The organism is Amycolatopsis sp. NPDC006131, from assembly GCF_040614175.1.
Taxonomy (GTDB): Bacteria; Actinomycetota; Actinomycetes; order Mycobacteriales; family Pseudonocardiaceae; genus Amycolatopsis_E; species Amycolatopsis_E tucumanensis.
The window spans coordinates 12,988-27,485 of sequence record NZ_JBEXTX010000107.1; the positions used below are offsets into that span (position 1 = coordinate 12,988).

At 71.6% G+C, this 14,498-nt stretch carries 14 protein-coding genes; 10 read left to right on the plus strand and 4 right to left on the minus strand.

Annotated features, from left to right (window positions below):
- Positions 1-21: 21 nt before the first annotated feature.
- Complete coding sequence (locus tag ABZ215_RS35480) at positions 22-489, minus strand: Lrp/AsnC family transcriptional regulator (protein ID WP_020417250.1); 468 nt, start codon at positions 487-489, stop codon at positions 22-24.
- 155 nt (positions 490-644) lie between these two features.
- On the opposite strand from ABZ215_RS35480, the gene ABZ215_RS35485 reads away from it, so the two are divergent.
- Positions 645-4,094: an indolepyruvate ferredoxin oxidoreductase family protein gene (locus ABZ215_RS35485; protein WP_354954756.1), complete on the plus strand. Its 3,450-nt coding sequence runs from the start codon at positions 645-647 to the stop codon at positions 4,092-4,094.
- 29 nt (positions 4,095-4,123) lie between these two features.
- Here the strand turns inward: ABZ215_RS35485 and ABZ215_RS35490 are convergent, their stop codons facing one another.
- Positions 4,124-4,714, minus strand: coding sequence for a TetR family transcriptional regulator (locus ABZ215_RS35490; protein WP_354954757.1), 591 nt, complete (start codon positions 4,712-4,714; stop codon positions 4,124-4,126).
- A gap of 93 nt (positions 4,715-4,807) precedes the next feature.
- Between ABZ215_RS35490 and ABZ215_RS35495 the strand changes: the two genes are divergently transcribed.
- The gene (locus ABZ215_RS35495; protein ID WP_354954759.1) at positions 4,808-5,482 is read left to right on the plus strand and encodes a nitroreductase; all 675 of its coding nucleotides are present in this window, start codon (positions 4,808-4,810) and stop codon (positions 5,480-5,482) included.
- Positions 5,483-5,489: 7 nt separating this feature from the next.
- On the opposite strand, the gene ABZ215_RS35500 is transcribed toward ABZ215_RS35495, so the two are convergent.
- Positions 5,490-6,533 carry a helix-turn-helix domain-containing protein gene (locus ABZ215_RS35500; RefSeq protein ID WP_354954761.1) on the minus strand — a complete coding sequence of 348 codons (1,044 nt, stop codon included), beginning with the start codon at positions 6,531-6,533 and terminating at the stop codon, positions 5,490-5,492.
- Positions 6,534-6,702: 169 nt separating this feature from the next.
- On the opposite strand from ABZ215_RS35500, the gene ABZ215_RS35505 reads away from it, so the two are divergent.
- From ABZ215_RS35505 to ABZ215_RS35535, 7 genes are read left to right on the plus strand one after another with little or no spacing between them, the layout of a single operon-like run.
- Complete coding sequence (locus tag ABZ215_RS35505; RefSeq protein ID WP_020417246.1) at positions 6,703-7,146, plus strand: cupin domain-containing protein; 444 nt, start codon at positions 6,703-6,705, stop codon at positions 7,144-7,146.
- 26 nt (positions 7,147-7,172) lie between these two features.
- On the plus strand, positions 7,173-8,768 hold the full coding sequence (locus ABZ215_RS35510) for an FAD-dependent monooxygenase (protein ID WP_354954763.1): 1,596 nt from the start codon (positions 7,173-7,175) through the stop codon (positions 8,766-8,768).
- A 25-nt stretch (positions 8,769-8,793) separates the two neighbouring features.
- Positions 8,794-9,204, plus strand: a complete 411-nt coding sequence (locus ABZ215_RS35515) for a RidA family protein (RefSeq protein ID WP_354954765.1) — start codon at positions 8,794-8,796, stop codon at positions 9,202-9,204.
- 5 nt (positions 9,205-9,209) lie between these two features.
- A complete protein-coding gene (locus ABZ215_RS35520) occupies positions 9,210-10,544 on the plus strand; it encodes an MFS transporter (protein WP_354954767.1) in 1,335 nt (444 codons plus the stop codon).
- A 28-nt stretch (positions 10,545-10,572) separates the two neighbouring features.
- Positions 10,573-11,607 (plus strand): NAD(P)-dependent alcohol dehydrogenase, encoded by a 1,035-nt coding sequence (locus tag ABZ215_RS35525; protein ID WP_020417242.1) that lies wholly within the window; start codon positions 10,573-10,575, stop codon positions 11,605-11,607.
- Entirely contained in the window at positions 11,604-12,461 is an 858-nt protein-coding gene (locus tag ABZ215_RS35530) for an alpha/beta hydrolase (protein ID WP_354954769.1), read from the plus strand. The genes ABZ215_RS35525 and ABZ215_RS35530 overlap by 4 nt, the downstream gene beginning before the upstream one ends.
- A 13-nt stretch (positions 12,462-12,474) precedes the next feature.
- Positions 12,475-13,311, plus strand: a complete 837-nt coding sequence (locus ABZ215_RS35535; RefSeq protein WP_354954771.1) for a fumarylacetoacetate hydrolase family protein — start codon at positions 12,475-12,477, stop codon at positions 13,309-13,311.
- A gap of 5 nt (positions 13,312-13,316) precedes the next feature.
- Here ABZ215_RS35535 and ABZ215_RS35540 read toward each other — a convergent pair whose 3' ends face one another.
- Positions 13,317-13,880, minus strand: coding sequence for a TetR/AcrR family transcriptional regulator (locus ABZ215_RS35540; RefSeq protein WP_354954773.1), 564 nt, complete (start codon positions 13,878-13,880; stop codon positions 13,317-13,319).
- 55 nt (positions 13,881-13,935) lie between these two features.
- Between ABZ215_RS35540 and ABZ215_RS35545 the strand changes: the two genes are divergently transcribed.
- The coding region (locus ABZ215_RS35545; protein ID WP_354954775.1) for an FAD-dependent monooxygenase at positions 13,936-14,498 on the plus strand (563 nt) is incomplete at its 3' end.

Here is a 14,498-nt window from a genome sequence, read left to right on the forward strand (position 1 = left end):
ACCCCGAGTGTACGGCTCCGGTCAGGGCGCACTGCCCGGCCATTGCTGGCCCCGTGTCCAGGAATCCAGCACGATGAGCGTTTTCGTGCTGGTGATGCGGTGGCTGCGGCGCAGTTCGTCGATCGTGCGCTGCAGGTGTTGCATGTCGCGCACCCGCAGCCACACCAGGGCGTCCGGGTCGCCGGCGATGGTGAACACGGCCTGCGCCTCGGGCATCCGCGTGGTGGTCTGCACGATCTCGTCGACGTTCGTGGTGCCGAAGAAGCGGAGCTGGGTGAAGGCTTCGATGCCCCAGCCGAGTTTGGCGTGGTCGATCTGCACGGTGAACCCGGTGATGACTCCGGCCTCCTGCAGCCGGTCGACGCGCCGCTTCACCGCGGCCGTGGACAGCGTGACGCGGGAGGCGATGTCGGACAGCGTCCGGCGGGCGTCCTCCCGCAGCAGCGTCAGGATCTCCCGGTCGGTCGCGTCGATCAGCTCGTCGGCCATGACGGGGGATCGTACGCAACGGATGCGAGCCGGAACACTCCGATCGCGAGAATTTTTGCGTGCTCGGTGGAACCGGCCTGTTCGTTGTTGCGCGGCGCCGCTGGAGTTGGCTGAAGTGATCCACGTCCCAACTGGCGTGACGCGAAAGGCCCGGCATGACGACCTTCACCCTGGATGAGCGGTACGTGCGCGAGACGGGAACGGTCTACCTGACCGGTGTGCAGGCTCTGGTGCGCGTGGTGCTGGACCGCATTCGGCAGGACCGGCGGGCAGGGCGGGACACGGCGGCGTTCGTATCCGGTTACGAGGGTTCGCCCCTGGCCGGGTTCGACCTGGAGCTGGCGCGGCACGGGAAGCTGCTGGACGAGCACGCGGTGGTGCACCGGCCCGGCCTCAACGAGGAGCTGGCGGCGACCTCGGTGATGGGCAGCCAGCTGGCCGCGGGGCTGGGCTCGCTGCGCACGGACGGCGTCACCGGCTTCTGGTACGGCAAGGCCCCGGGACTGGACCGGGCCACGGACGCGTTGCGGCACGCCAACCTCGCCGGAACCCACCCGCGCGGCGGCGCCGTCGCGCTCGTCGGGGACGATCCGAACGCGAAGTCGTCGTCGGTGCCCTGCGCCTCCGAGCACGCGCTGGCCGACCTGGCGATGCCGGTGTTCTTCCCGGCGGATTCCCAGGACGTCCTGGACCACGGTCGGCACGCGGTGGAGCTGTCCCGGGCCAGTGGGCTGTGGACGGTGATGAAGATCGTCGCCAACGTCGCCGACGCGGCCGGGACCGCCGTGGTCGACCCGTCGTGGACGGCGCCGGTGCTGCCCGAGGGCGCCTACGGCCACCGCCCGAGCAGCCGGCTTCTCGGGCCGGAGCTGGCGACGCTGGAGCACAGCCTGCACCGGGTGCGGCTGCCGCTCGCGCTGGAGTACCTGCGGGCCAGTGGCGTGAACCGGATCGTGCGGTCCGGGCCGGGCGACCGGATCGGGATCGTCACGGCCGGTAAGTCCTATTTGGACCTGCGGCAGGCGTTGCGCGCGCTCGGGCTCGACGAGGACGCGCTCGCCCGCTTCGGTGTCCGCATCCTCAAGCTCGGCGTGATCCACCCCGTCGAACCCGGCATCATCACCGACTTCGCCCAGGGGCTCAACGAAATCGTGGTGGTGGAGGAGAAGCGCGCGCTCATCGAACCCGCGGTCAAGGAGATCCTCTACGGCCGCACCGGCGCGCCACGCGTGCACGGCAAGACCGGGCCTGACGGCCGGGTGCTGTTCACCGAGCTGGGCGAGCTGGATCCGGACGTCATCGCCAAGGGACTCGCGCGCCTGCTCGGCGACATCGAGCCGGTGCGCGCGTGGCAAGGGCGGCGCAGGCGGGAGCGGATCGCGGTGCCGCTGCTGGCCCGCACGCCCTACTTCTGCTCGGGCTGCCCGCACAACTCCTCGACGAAGGTGCCTGAGGGCACCCTCGTGGGTGGCGGGATCGGCTGCCACACCATGGCGTTGTTCATGGAGCCCGGCCAGGTCGGGGACGTCATCGGCATCACGCAGATGGGCGGCGAGGGCGCTCAGTGGATCGGCATGGCCCCGTTCGTCGAGGCCCGCCACCTGGTGCAGAACATCGGCGACGGCACCTTCACCCACTCCGGCAGCCTCGCCGTGCGGGCGGCGGTCGCGGCCGGCGTGAACGTCACGTTCAAGCTGCTGCACAACTCGGCGGTCGCGATGACCGGCGGCCAGGACGCGGTCGGGGCGCTGCCGGTGCACAAGCTCGCCGAACTGCTCCTCGTCGAGGGCGCGGCGAAGGTCGTGGTCACCTCCGACCAGCCGCGCCGGTTGCGGCGGCTGCGGTTCCCCCGCGGGGTCGAGGTCCGGTCCCGCGACGATCTGCTGCGCACCCAGGAGGAACTGGCCGCGATCCCGGGCGTCACGGTGCTGATCCACGACCAGGAATGCGCCGCGGAGAAGCGGCGGAAGCGGCGGCGCGGCAAGCAGGAAACCCCGGCCACCAAGGTGTTCATCAACGAACGCGTCTGCGAGGGCTGCGGCGACTGCGGCGTCAAGTCCAACTGCCTGTCCGTGCAGCCGGTGAACACCGAATTCGGCCGCAAGACCCGCATCCACCAGTCCTCGTGCAACGTGGACTACTCCTGCCTCGACGGCGACTGCCCGTCCTTCCTCACCGTCGTGCCCGGAGAAGGAAAGCGCCGCAAGCAGATCGCGTCGCTGGAGGCGTCCGAGCTGCCGGAACCGCGGAACGCGGAAGGCGATGTCGCCGTGCGCATCACCGGGATCGGCGGCACCGGCGTGGTGACCGTGGCGCAGATCCTGGCCACCGCCGCCGTTCTCGACGGCAGGCACGTGCGCACTCTCGACCAGACCGGCCTGGCGCAGAAGGGCGGCGCCGTCGTCTCCGACGTCAAGATCACCACGGAACCGGTGGAGCAGGCGCCCAAGCTCGCCGCGGGGGAGTGCGACCTGTACCTGGCGTGCGACCCGCTCGTGGCGGCCGATCCGGCGCACCTGACCGTGGCCGACCGGGACCGCACGGTCGCGGTGGTGTCCACTTCGGAGATCCCGACCGGACGGATGATCATCGACACCGCGGTGTCCTTCCCCGAGCAGTCCAGCATCCGGTCCGTCCTGGACGGCGCGACAGCTCGCGGGCACTACCTGGACGCCCGCGCCGCGGCCGAGGCGCTGTTCGGCGACGACCAGTTCGCCAACATCCTCCAGCTCGGCGCGGCCTACCAGACCGGCGCGCTCAACGTGAGCGCCGCGGCCATCGAGCAAGCGATCGAAATCAACGGCACCGCGGTCGCGGCCAATCTGCAGGCGTTCCGCCGTGGCCGCCAGCTCGTGGCCGACCCGGACGCCCTGGCAGGCGAACTGGCCCCGCCGCCGGCGGCACCCGGGGCCACAGCCGACCCTGCGGCCGTGCGACGGGTGCGGTCGCTGGTGCGGGCCGAGGGCGGGGAGCTGGCGAGGCTGCTCGACGTGCGGATCCCGGACCTGATCGCCTACCAGGACGAGGACTACGCCCGCGCCTACGCCGAATTCGTCGAGCAGGTGCGCAGCCGGGCCGGTGACGGCGCGGTCACCCAAGCCGTGGCACGCAACCTCTACAAGCTGATGGCCTACAAGGACGAGTACGAGGTCGCCCGGCTCTCCCTCGACCCCGCGCTGCGGGCCGAGATCGAAGCCGAGTTCGGTCCCGGCGCCCGCTACGCTCACCGGTTCCACCCGCCGGTGCTGCGTGCGCTTGGCCTGAACCGCAAGATCGCGCTCGGCCCCTGGGCGCAGCCGGTGCTGCGGCTGCTGCGCGCGGGGCGGCGCCTGCGCGGCACCCGGTTCGACCTGTTCGGCTACGCCCGGGTGCGGCGCGTGGAGCGGCAGCTGATCACCGAATACCGCGATGCGATCAGCAAGGCCCTCCGCGTCGCCGAGGCGAACGAGCCGGCGCTGCTCGAACTCGCCGAACTCCCCGACGTGGTGCGCGGCTACGAGGACATCAAGCTCGCCAACGTCGCCGTGTACCGGCAGCGCCAGGCGGAGCTGGCCGAGGCGCTGGACTTGGCACCGAGCGATCGCGCGGCGCAGCACAGTGCCTGACGCGGATTCGGCGGGACACCCGACGCGACCTACTCGGTTGGGTTGCGTTCCGCGTGGTCGATGAGGGTCGCGGCGGCGGCGCGGGCGTGGCGGCCGTAGCCTGCGTCGTTCAGGGTCATCGCGCGGATCGCGGCCCCGTCCGCGAGCGTGACGAGCTGCTCGGCGAGTAGCTCGGGCTCGGCGACGCCGAGCTCGATGACCAGGTCGGTCACCAGGCGGAGCATGAGCAGCTTCTGTGCGCGCGCGTAGGCGTGGGCGGCGCTGTCGGGGTCGGGGAACTCGGCCGCGGCGTCCAGGAAGGGGCAGCCTCGCACCGGGCCGGTCGCGGGCGCCGGGATGTCGAACATCGCCAGCAGCCGGTCGCGGGGCGGGATGTCCTCCCTCGTCAGCACGGCGTGCAGGGTGTCCCCGGACTCCACCAGGGCGCGGAGCTGGGCGAGGACGAGGTCGTCCTTGGTCGGGAAGTGCGCGTACAGCGTTCGCTTCGACACCGGCGCCTGTGCCGCCACGTCCTCCATCGACGTCGCGTTGATCCCCTGGGTCGCGAACAGCCGGTTCGCCGCCGCGAGCACCCGCTCCCGGGCCCCGCGCCCCGGCCTCCTGGTCGTTCCGTTCTCCACGTCACAGAGTATACGTGACCGTTTACTTGGCTCCGGGGCGCTGTTACGGTCTTAAGTAAACGCCATCGTTTACTTCAGTGAGGAGTCCCTGTGATGAGTGATCTCGCCGGGTATGCGGCGCAGCTGATCCGCGGCCGCCGGGCGACCCGGGCGTTCCGCCCGACGCCGGTTCCGGAGACGACGCTCCAGGAGGTGTTTTCCTTGGCGGCAGCCGCACCGTCGAACTCCAATGCGCAGCCGTGGCAGGTCGAGGTGGTCAGCGGCGCGCGGCGCGACGCCCTCGCGGACGCGCTGGTGGCCGCGCACCGGGCCGGCCGGACCTCGGTCGACTTCCCGTACAGCGAGGACATCTACGCGCCCGTGCACCAGCGACGCCGTGCCGCCTTCGGCGCCGCGCTCTACGGCGCGCTCGGCATCGGCCCGGACGAGCGCGACAAGCGCGCCGCGTACGACGCCGAGAGCCTGCGGTTCTACGGCGCCCCGCACGTCGCCATGCTGTTCGCGCCGGACACGGCGGAGGCCCGGCTGGCCGCCGACGTCGGCATGTACGGGCAGACCCTGCTGCTCGCGCTGACCGCCCACGGCGTGGCGAGCTGTCCGCAGGGCCTGCTGAGCTTCTACGCGGACACCGTCCGGGAGGTCCTCGGCATCAGCGGCGGGAAGCTGCTGTTCGGCATCTCCTTCGGCTACGCCGACACCGAAGCGCCCGTCAACGCGATCACCGTGGAGCGCGAGCACCTGTCCGTCACCACGCGCTTCCACCGCTGAGCGCGGCTCATCCCAGCCGGTAGCGGCGGAGCCGCTGGTAGAGCGTGCCGCGGGAGATGCCCAGGCGTGCCGCCGCCTCCGACTTGTTGCCCCCGCACTCGGCGAGGGTGTCCGTGATGACCCGGACCTCGGCCCGCTCCAGCGGTCCGTAGGCCGCGGCCTCCCGGCAGGATGCCGCCCCGCCCGGTGCGGAGCCGCGCGTGAGCACCAGCACGACGCCGTCCTCCAGCCGGCCCGGGGTGACCGGGTACAGGCGTGCGCGGAGGCCGTCCGCGAGCGCGATCTCGCTCGCGGACGGGCCCGCCTCCAGCACCGCCGCCCACAGGGCCGGCCGGTCCAGGCCCAGTTCGGCGGCCTCGTCCTCGACGATCATCGTCTGGCGGTCGAGGGTGACCACCGGCCCGGCCGACGCGGACCGGAAGGACAGGTGCGCGTCGAGCATCCGCCGCTGCCGGGAGGTCGCCGCCTCGCCCAGCGCGGTCGTGATCCCGTCGACCAGTGCCCGGACCGCGACCAGCAGCAGGTGGTTGGCGTCGTCGGCGTGGCACGCCACGTTCACCATGCCCGCGACGCGCCGGGTGATCGGGTGGACCACCGGTGCGGCGACGCAGGCCCACGGGTGCCACGGTTGCTTGTAGTGCTCGGCGCCGATCACGATCGAGGGGCGGCGGGTGGTCGCGGCGACCCCGATCCCGTTGGTCCCGGCGCTCTGCTCGGCGACCTGCGAGCCGGGCTCGAACTCGATCCGGTCCAGAGCCCGGGTGAGGGTCCGCTCGGACTCCCAGCGCCAGGTCAGGAACCTGTCGGGGTCGGCGAGGGCGAGCGAGGTGTCGCTGCCGGTCAGCAGGTCGGCCATGCCGAGCAGCACCGGTGCCGCGACGCGGACGAACGGGGACTGCACGTCGATCTCGCCGTGCGCCAGGTCCAGCCGGTCCGGGTCGACCCCGTTGCTCCGGGATCGCCGCCACGACGCGACGATCTCCTGCCGGATCCGGGCCTCCGCACCGGACTGGAAGCTTTCCCAAGCCAGCCGGGTCTCCACCGACCTCATCGCGCCTCCTCCTCAGTGCCCGCGAGAACACCGTCCGCCGATTATGGCTGGGACGGTCCGGAAAACGCCTTTCGCTGTGCAAATTTTGGACAGCCACCTCGACCCGGGCAGGGCCCGCGGCGCACCGTTCTCCCATCGTCACAGCCACTGATCGAGGAGGACGGGCCACATGGAGTTCAAGGTCGAATGGGACGGTGACGTCACCCTGGTGCACCCGGAGCGGGAGCAGCGCGCCAAGCAGGACGTCAACGCGCTCTTCGGGGTGAACGGGGTGACCACGCCGTCGAAGCACCTGTCGCTCCTGGTGACCTCGCTGGGGCCGGGGGAGAAGTCGAACGTCCACTACCACCTCGAGCACGAGTCGGCGCTCTACGGCCTGCGGGGCAGCGTGCACTTCTTCTGGGGCGCCGAACTCGAACACGACCTGATCGTGGGCGTCGGCGACTTCCTGTACATCCCGCCGTTCTGCCCCCACGTGTCCTACAACCGGAGCCTGACCGGGGACGCGGCGTTCGTCACCGCCCGCACCGACGCGTTCGAGCAGGAGCGTGTCGTGTTGTTGCCCGAGCTGGAGGACGACCGGTGCAAGCCCCGGGTGTCCTACGTCGACTGACCCTCTTTCCGGAAAGGACGGTCTTGATGATCGAGGTACCTGTGCTCGTCGTCGGCGGGGGACCGGTCGGGATGAGCCTCGCGCTGCTGCTCGACCGGTTCGGGGTGGAGAGCCTGCTCGTCGAGCGACGGCCGGCCACGACCACGCACCCGAAGGCCCGGGGATGCCATCCGCGGACGATGGAGCTGTTCCGCATCTGGGGGATCGAGGACCGGGTGCGCCGCGCGGGGCTGCCGCAGGAGTCGGACGTGGCGTGCTGGTGTGAAAGCCTGAACGGGCCGTTGGTGGCTTACACCGAGCCCGCGCCGAGCCCGCACACCCCGGCGCCGCGCTCGATCGTGCCCCAGGACGCGGTGGAGGAGGCACTGGACGACGCGCTGTCCGCCCGGCCGCTGGCGCAGGTGCGCCGGTCCACCGAACTCGTGTCGCTGGCCCAGGACGCCGACGGTGTGACGGCGCGGGTGCGGCGGACCTCCGACGGCGAGGAGTTCGACGTCCGGGCGCGGTACCTCGTTGGGTGCGACGGCGCGAACAGCCGGGTGCGCGAGACCGTCGGCATCGCGATGGACGGCCCGGAAACCCTGGCGCTCATGGCGAACCACTACTACCGCGCCGACCTCGGGCACCTGCCGCACGTCCGCAGCGCGATCGGGTTCCTGGTGCGGCCGCGCGACCGCAGCCGGCCCGACGTGAACGTCCTGGCCACCGGTCCGGACGGGGACCGGTGGCTGGCGGTGCAGAAGCTGCGGGAGGGCGAGGAGCCGCTGTCCGAGGAGCGCCTCATCCAGGACGTGCGGGAGCAGTGGGAGATGCCCGACCTGAAGGTCGAGCGCATCAACGTGATGACCTGGCGGATGAGCGCCCAGGTCGCGCAACGGTTCCGTGCGGGCAGGGTGTTCCTCGCCGGGGACGCCGCGCACCGGTTCCCCACCGCGGGAGGCAATGGGCTGAACTCCGGCGTCCAGGACGTGCACAACCTGGCGTGGAAGCTCGCCATGGTGCTGTCCGGGCGGGCCGGTGACGTCCTGCTCGACACCTACGAATCCGAGCGCCGCCCGGTCGCGCAGTCCAACACCGACTTCGCTGTGCGCAACCAGACGCGGATCGACGAGATGGACGAGGCGTTCCGCCGCCGCGAGGAGGAGCCGCAGCGCTGGCGCGACCTGCTCGTCGACCAGAACAAGCAGCTGCACAGCGACGGCCACACGCTGGGCTACATCTACACCCGCGGCGCCGTCGTCGACGACGGTTCCCCGGTGCCGCCGTACGACTCGCAGTACTACTGGCCGACCGACCGGCCCGGCGCGCGGTTCCCGCACTTCTGGCTCGACGTCGAGAAGACCGAGTCGAGCATCGACTGGTTCGACACCGAGTTCGTGCTCGTCTGCGGGCCGGACGCCGACGTCTGGGAGCGGGCCGGACAGGAGCTGGCGGCCTCGGCTGTCGTCCCGCTGCGGGTCAAGCGGCTGCCGCACCTGCTCGGGCCCCTGTCGATCGGCCGGGAGGGCGCGGCGCTCGTGCGTCCCGACGGGCACGTGGCCTGGCGCGCCCGCCAGGCGGGGGAGGGGTCCGAGCTGGCGGCCGCGCTCGGCCGGGTCCTCGCCGGCGGCACCCTCGCCTGACCGACCTCGAAGGAGAAGAGACACCATGACCATCACGCCGAGTTATGCGAACCCGCCCGGGGTCGGGGCGCCGTTCAGCGCGTACTCCCACGTGGCGCGCGCGGGCGAGCTGGTGTTCGTCGCCGGCCAGTGCGGGATCGCCGAGGACGGTTCCGTGGCCGGTTCCGACGTGCGGACCCAGACGATCCGCGCCTATGACAACGTGCGCACCGTGCTCGAATCGCAGGGCGCCACCCTCCGGGACGTCGTGCGGTTCGTCAGCTACCTCACGTCACGGGATCACGTCGCCGAGTTCTACGCGGCCCGCGAAGAGTACTTCGCCGAGCACTACCCGCAGGGGCAGTACCCGCCGAACACCCTGCTGATCGTCGCAGGACTGGTGCGGGCGGAGCTGCTGGTCGAGATCGACGCGACCGCGTTCCGGCAGGAGGGGTGAGGGCGATGTCCGTGCGGGATTCCATCGACCGGTCGGGTCTGAGCCGGTTCCAGATCAGGGTCATCGCGATCTGTCTCGTGATCAACCTCGTCGACGGGTTCGACGTCCTCGTGATGTCCTTCGCGGCTCCGGGCGTGGCAGGAGAGTGGGGACTCACCGATTCCCGGGTGGGAGTGCTGCTCAGCAGCGGTCTGGTGGGGATGGCACTCGGGTCGGCCGTGCTCGCCCCGCTGGCCGACCGCATCGGCAGGCGGTCCCTCACGCTGATCTGCCTGGCCTTGTGCACCGCCGGGATGGCATTGGCCGCGCTCAGCACCGGGTTCGAGGTGCTCGCGGCCTGCCGCGTCCTGACGGGCCTGGGCATCGGCGGCATGGTGGCGAGCCTGCCCGTGGTCATCACCGAATACGCGCCGCAGCGGCTGCGCGGCACGATGATCGCCCTGTACGGGATGGGATTGCCCCTCGGCGGTGTGCTCGGTGGTGCGGTCGCGAAGCTCGTGGTCGCCGAGTACGGCTGGCGCGCCACCTTCCTCGTGGGTGCCGTGCTGACCCTGCTCATGGTGTTCGTGGTGGCCGCGGCGATGCCGGAATCACTGGACCACCTGATCAGCCGCCGTCCCCACGGGGCGCTGGAGAAGGTCAACCGGCTCCTGGAGCGGATGCGGTTGCCCGCGGTGGACGCCCTGCCCGATCCGGAGCCCGGCGAACGCCGGGTGCGGGTGGCGACGTTGCTGACCCGGGACGCGGTGCGCACCGTCCTGTTGTGGATCGCCTACTTCGTGATGATGGCGGGCTTCTACTTCGCCGCGAGCTGGACGCCGCTGCTGCTGCAGCACAGCGGGTCCTCGGCCCAGCAGGGCATGAACGCCGGGCTTCTGCTCAACCTCGGCGGGATCGCGGGCACGCTGCTGTTCGGCTTGCTCGCCCTCAAGGTGCGGTTGCGCGGGCTGACCATCGCCTGTTTCCTCGCGGCGGGACTGTCGTACCTGGCGATGAGCTTGTTCCTCGAGTCCGCCGTCGCCGCGTTGATCGCCGCGGTCGCGGTCGGCATGTTCATCAACGCCAGCGGCAACGGGCTCAACGCCATCGCGCCCGGGCTCTACGCCCCGGCGGTGCGCGCGACCGGCGTCGGCTGGGCTATGGCCTTCGGACGCATCGGGGCCCTGACGGCACCGGTCCTGGCCGGGCTGCTCCTCGACAACTCCTGGTCGCCCCGGTCGCTGTTCGGGCTTCTCGTCGTGCCTCTGGTGGCGGCCGCCGTCGTGGTCTTCGTGATCACCGTGCCCCGGCGGACGGCGCGGACGACCACAGCCGCCGAAACACCCGCTCCGCTCGCCTGAGTCAGACGTTCTTGCAAGGAGGAAGAGCATGAAAGCCGTGCGCCTGCACGACTACCACAAGCAGCCGATCGTCGAGGAGGTGCCGGAGCCGGTCCTGACTGGGCCGCTGGATGTGATCGTGCGGATCGGGGGCGCCGGCGTGTGCCGGACCGACCTGCACATCATCGAAGGGCAGTGGGCCGAGGCGATGGGACCGCGGCTGCCCTACACCCTGGGGCACGAGAACGCGGGCTGGGTGCACGCGGTCGGTGGCGGGGTCAGCAATGTCGAGGTCGGGGACGCGGTGATCCTGCACCCGCAGCCCTCGTGCGGGCTGTGCCTGGCCTGTCGGGAGGGCCGGGACATGGCCTGTGCCGCGGCCGCGTTCCCCGGGGTGTCCGACCACGACGGCGGCATGGCCGAGTACCTGCGCACGACCGCGCGGGCGTGCGTCAAGCTCGACCCCGCCACCGACCCGGCCGACGTCGCCGCGCTGGCCGACGCCGGCCTCACCGCCTACCACGCGGTGCGCAAGGCGGTTCCGCTGCTGCCACCCGGCAGCACGGCCGTCGTCCAGGGCGCCGGGGGACTGGGCCACATCGGCATCCAGGTCCTCGCCGCCCTGACGGCGACGAAGATCGTCGTGGTCGACCGGGACCCGGCCGCGCTCGCGCTCGCCGCCCGCCTCGGCGCGGACACGACGGTGCGAGCCGACGGCAACCAGGTGAGCGCGGTCCTGGACGTCACGGGCGGGCGCGGCGCCGAGGTCGTGTTCGACTTCGTCGCCGAGCAGGGCGCGGAGAACGACGCCTGGGACATGACCGCGGCGGGCGGTTCCCTGTTCGTCGTCGGCTACGGCGGGGAACTGCGGATCCCGACGGTGGCGGCCGTGGCGGCCGAGAAGAACGTCGTCGGCAACATGGTCGGGACCTACCGCGACCTGGTCGAGCTGATGGTGCTCGCGGAGAGCGGGAAGGTGAACCTGCACACCCGCCGCTACCCGCTCGACGCGGCCGCCGAGGCGCTCGACGATCTGGCGCTGAACCGGATCAGGGGGCGCGCGATCCTGGTGCCGCAGGCATGACGGAGCCCGGTGGCGAGCCGGCCGATCCCCGGTTGGCGCGGCCACATCCGGTGCGGGTGCTCGACGGCGCGGTGTCCTACTTCGACCTCCGGTACGCCACGGTGACCGGCTGGCGTCCGCTGACCCTGGACCTGCATTTGCCCCGGAATCCGGACGGTCCGGTGCCCGTGGTGGTCTACGCGCACGGTGGCGGTTTCGTCGGCGGGGACAAGGAAATGGGCCCGTGGGCGACGCTGCCCGCACGCGGGATCGCGGTCGCGTCGGTCGGTTACCGGCTGGCCGGCGAGGTCGCCCACCCCGGTCCGGTCGAGGACGTGCTGGAGGCGATCCGCTGGGTGCGGGACCGGGGTGGCGAGTACGGGCTGGACCCCGGCCGCGTCGCCGGGTGGGGGAGCTCGGCGGGGGCGTACCTGGTGGCCCGCGCCGCGTTCTCCGACGACGTGCCGCTGTCCGCGCTGGTGTTGCACTATCCGGTCACGGATTTCGGGTTGTTGCTGTCGGAGGCGTCCACAGTGGTGGAACGGGAGGCCCTGGCGAAAGTGGTTCGCACGTTCCTCGGCGTTCCGGCCGGGCTTCGCGAGGATCAGCTCGCCGCGGTTTCGGTGGTGACCGCCGCGCGCCGGGCCGGCTACCGGCCGCCCGTCCACCTCAGCCACGGCTCCGGCGACCGGCGGTGCGGCCTCACCCAAAGCCGTCGATTGCACGAGGTGGTCCTGGCGGCGGGCGGCCGGTCCGAACTACTCGTCGTGCCCGGGGCCGATCACGCCGACCCGGTGTTCGCGACGCCGGCTGTCGTCGATCCCGCTGTCAAGTTCCTGCGTGCCGCGTGGGCGCGACACGATCCGTTGAACTGAGGGGAAAAAACACATGCGCATCGGAAACCTGCGCGGCCGTGCCCACCTGTTGCGCGACCGCGCCGCGATCGACATCGCCAAGGCCAGCGGCGGCCGGTTCGGGCCCGAGCCCGCGGACCTGTTCGCCCGCTGGCCCGAGTTCGTGGCGTGGGCCGCCACCGCGCACACCGACATCGCCGAGCCGTACCGGCCCGAGGACCTGGGCGCGCCGGTGCCGCGGCCGCGCCAGGTCTTCGCCGTCGGCCTGAACTACGCGGAGCACGCGGCGGAGACGGGGCTGCGTGCCGGTGGGGTGCCGTCGGTGTTCACGAAGTTCGCCGACTCGCTGACCGGGCCGCACGGCCGCATCGTGCTCAGCGGGCCGTCGGTGGACTGGGAGGTGGAACTCGTCGTAGTCATGGCACGGGAAGCGCGGAACGTCGCGGAGGCGGACGCTTGGGATTATGTCGCCGGGCTCACCGTGGGACAGGATTTCAGCGATCGTGACGTGCAGATGAGCGGGGAGCCACCGCAGTTCTCGCTGGGCAAAAGCTTCCCCGGCTTCGGCCCGCTCGGTCCCGCGGTGGTGACCCCCGACGAGCTCACGACACCGTTGCGGTTGCGGTGCTGGGTCAACGACGAACTCGTCCAGGACGGTCACACCGGGCAGATGATCCTCCCCGTGGGCGCGTTGATCGAGCGAATCTCGGCGGTGTGCACGCTGCACCCCGGCGACCTCGTCTTCACCGGCACACCGGCCGGGGTGGGCATGGGACGGACCCCGCCGAGGTACCTCGCCCCCGGCGACGTCGTCCGCACCCGCATCGACGGCATCGGGGAGATGAGGCACGTCTTCGTCCAGGAGGCGTGAAGCCGTCACAGGCCGACGAGGGGGAGGAAGATCGTGTCGACGATCTCCTCCAGGACGTGGTCGGGCACGGGGGCGAAGGTCACCAGGATTTCGTGGCGCAGCAGATCGAAGGGGAGCGACTTGATGCGCTCGCTCAACCGGTCCGCGGTGATCTCCCCGCGGCTGACGGCGCGCTCGAACAGGACGTCCGTGGCCTTCTCGTGCCGCGCGGTGAGCACGTCGCCGGGGCTGGTGCCGGTCTCCTGGTAGTACGAGGACAGGTGCGCGTTCATCACGGTGATCAGCCGGGCGCGCGTGGTGTTGATCTCGCGCATCAGGGTGAGGACGTCCTCCCGCAGGCTCCCGGTGTCGGGGACGTCCACCCGCGCCCGGTCCAGGGCGTGCGCGATCGCCGCCCGGACGAGCGCGTCGCGGTCGGGCCAGCGGCGGTAGAGCACAGGCGGGCTGGTGCCGGCGCGCCGGACCACGGCGTCCATGGTGAATCCGGCGTAGCCAACGGCCGTGAGTTCTTCCCACGCCGCATCGAGGAGCGCCTTCTCCAGTGCCGCTCCACGCCGTCGTCCGGCCATTCGCACCTCCATTAGATAGACTCGTCTATCTTATCGGGTGAGCGGAAGGACGAACATGGACTACGACGTGCTCGTGGTGGGCGCCGGGCCGGTCGGCCTCATGCTGGCCACGGAACTGGGACTGGCGGGGATCCGGGTCGCAGTGGTCGAACGGCGCTCCGAGCCGGACACCGCGCCCAAGGCCGGGGGGATCAACACGGCCTCCGCGGAGATCTTCGAGCGCCGCGGGCTGCTCCCGGCGATCGAAGCGGCGCGCGGACCGCTGCCGTTCCAGGGGGAGCGGAAGCGGGCGATCTTCGCCGGGCACTTCGGCGGGATCCAGGTCCCGGCGGCCGCGGTCGACGAGCAGGAGCCGCTCCTGCGCGGGCGCGGACCCGGCTGGTACCTCCCGGTCGAGCAGGTCGAGGTGGAACGGGTCCTCGGCCGGCGCGCGGCGGAGCTGGGCGTCGAGATCCGGCGCGGCGCCGAAGTGACCGGATTCCACGCGGACGACGACGGTGTCACCGTCCACCTGCGCGTGGGCGGCGACCTGCGCGCGGCGTGGCTCGTCGGCTGCGACGGCGGCCGCAGCCTGGTCCGGCGCCAGGCGTGCTTCGACTTCGCCGGCTCGGACCCGAC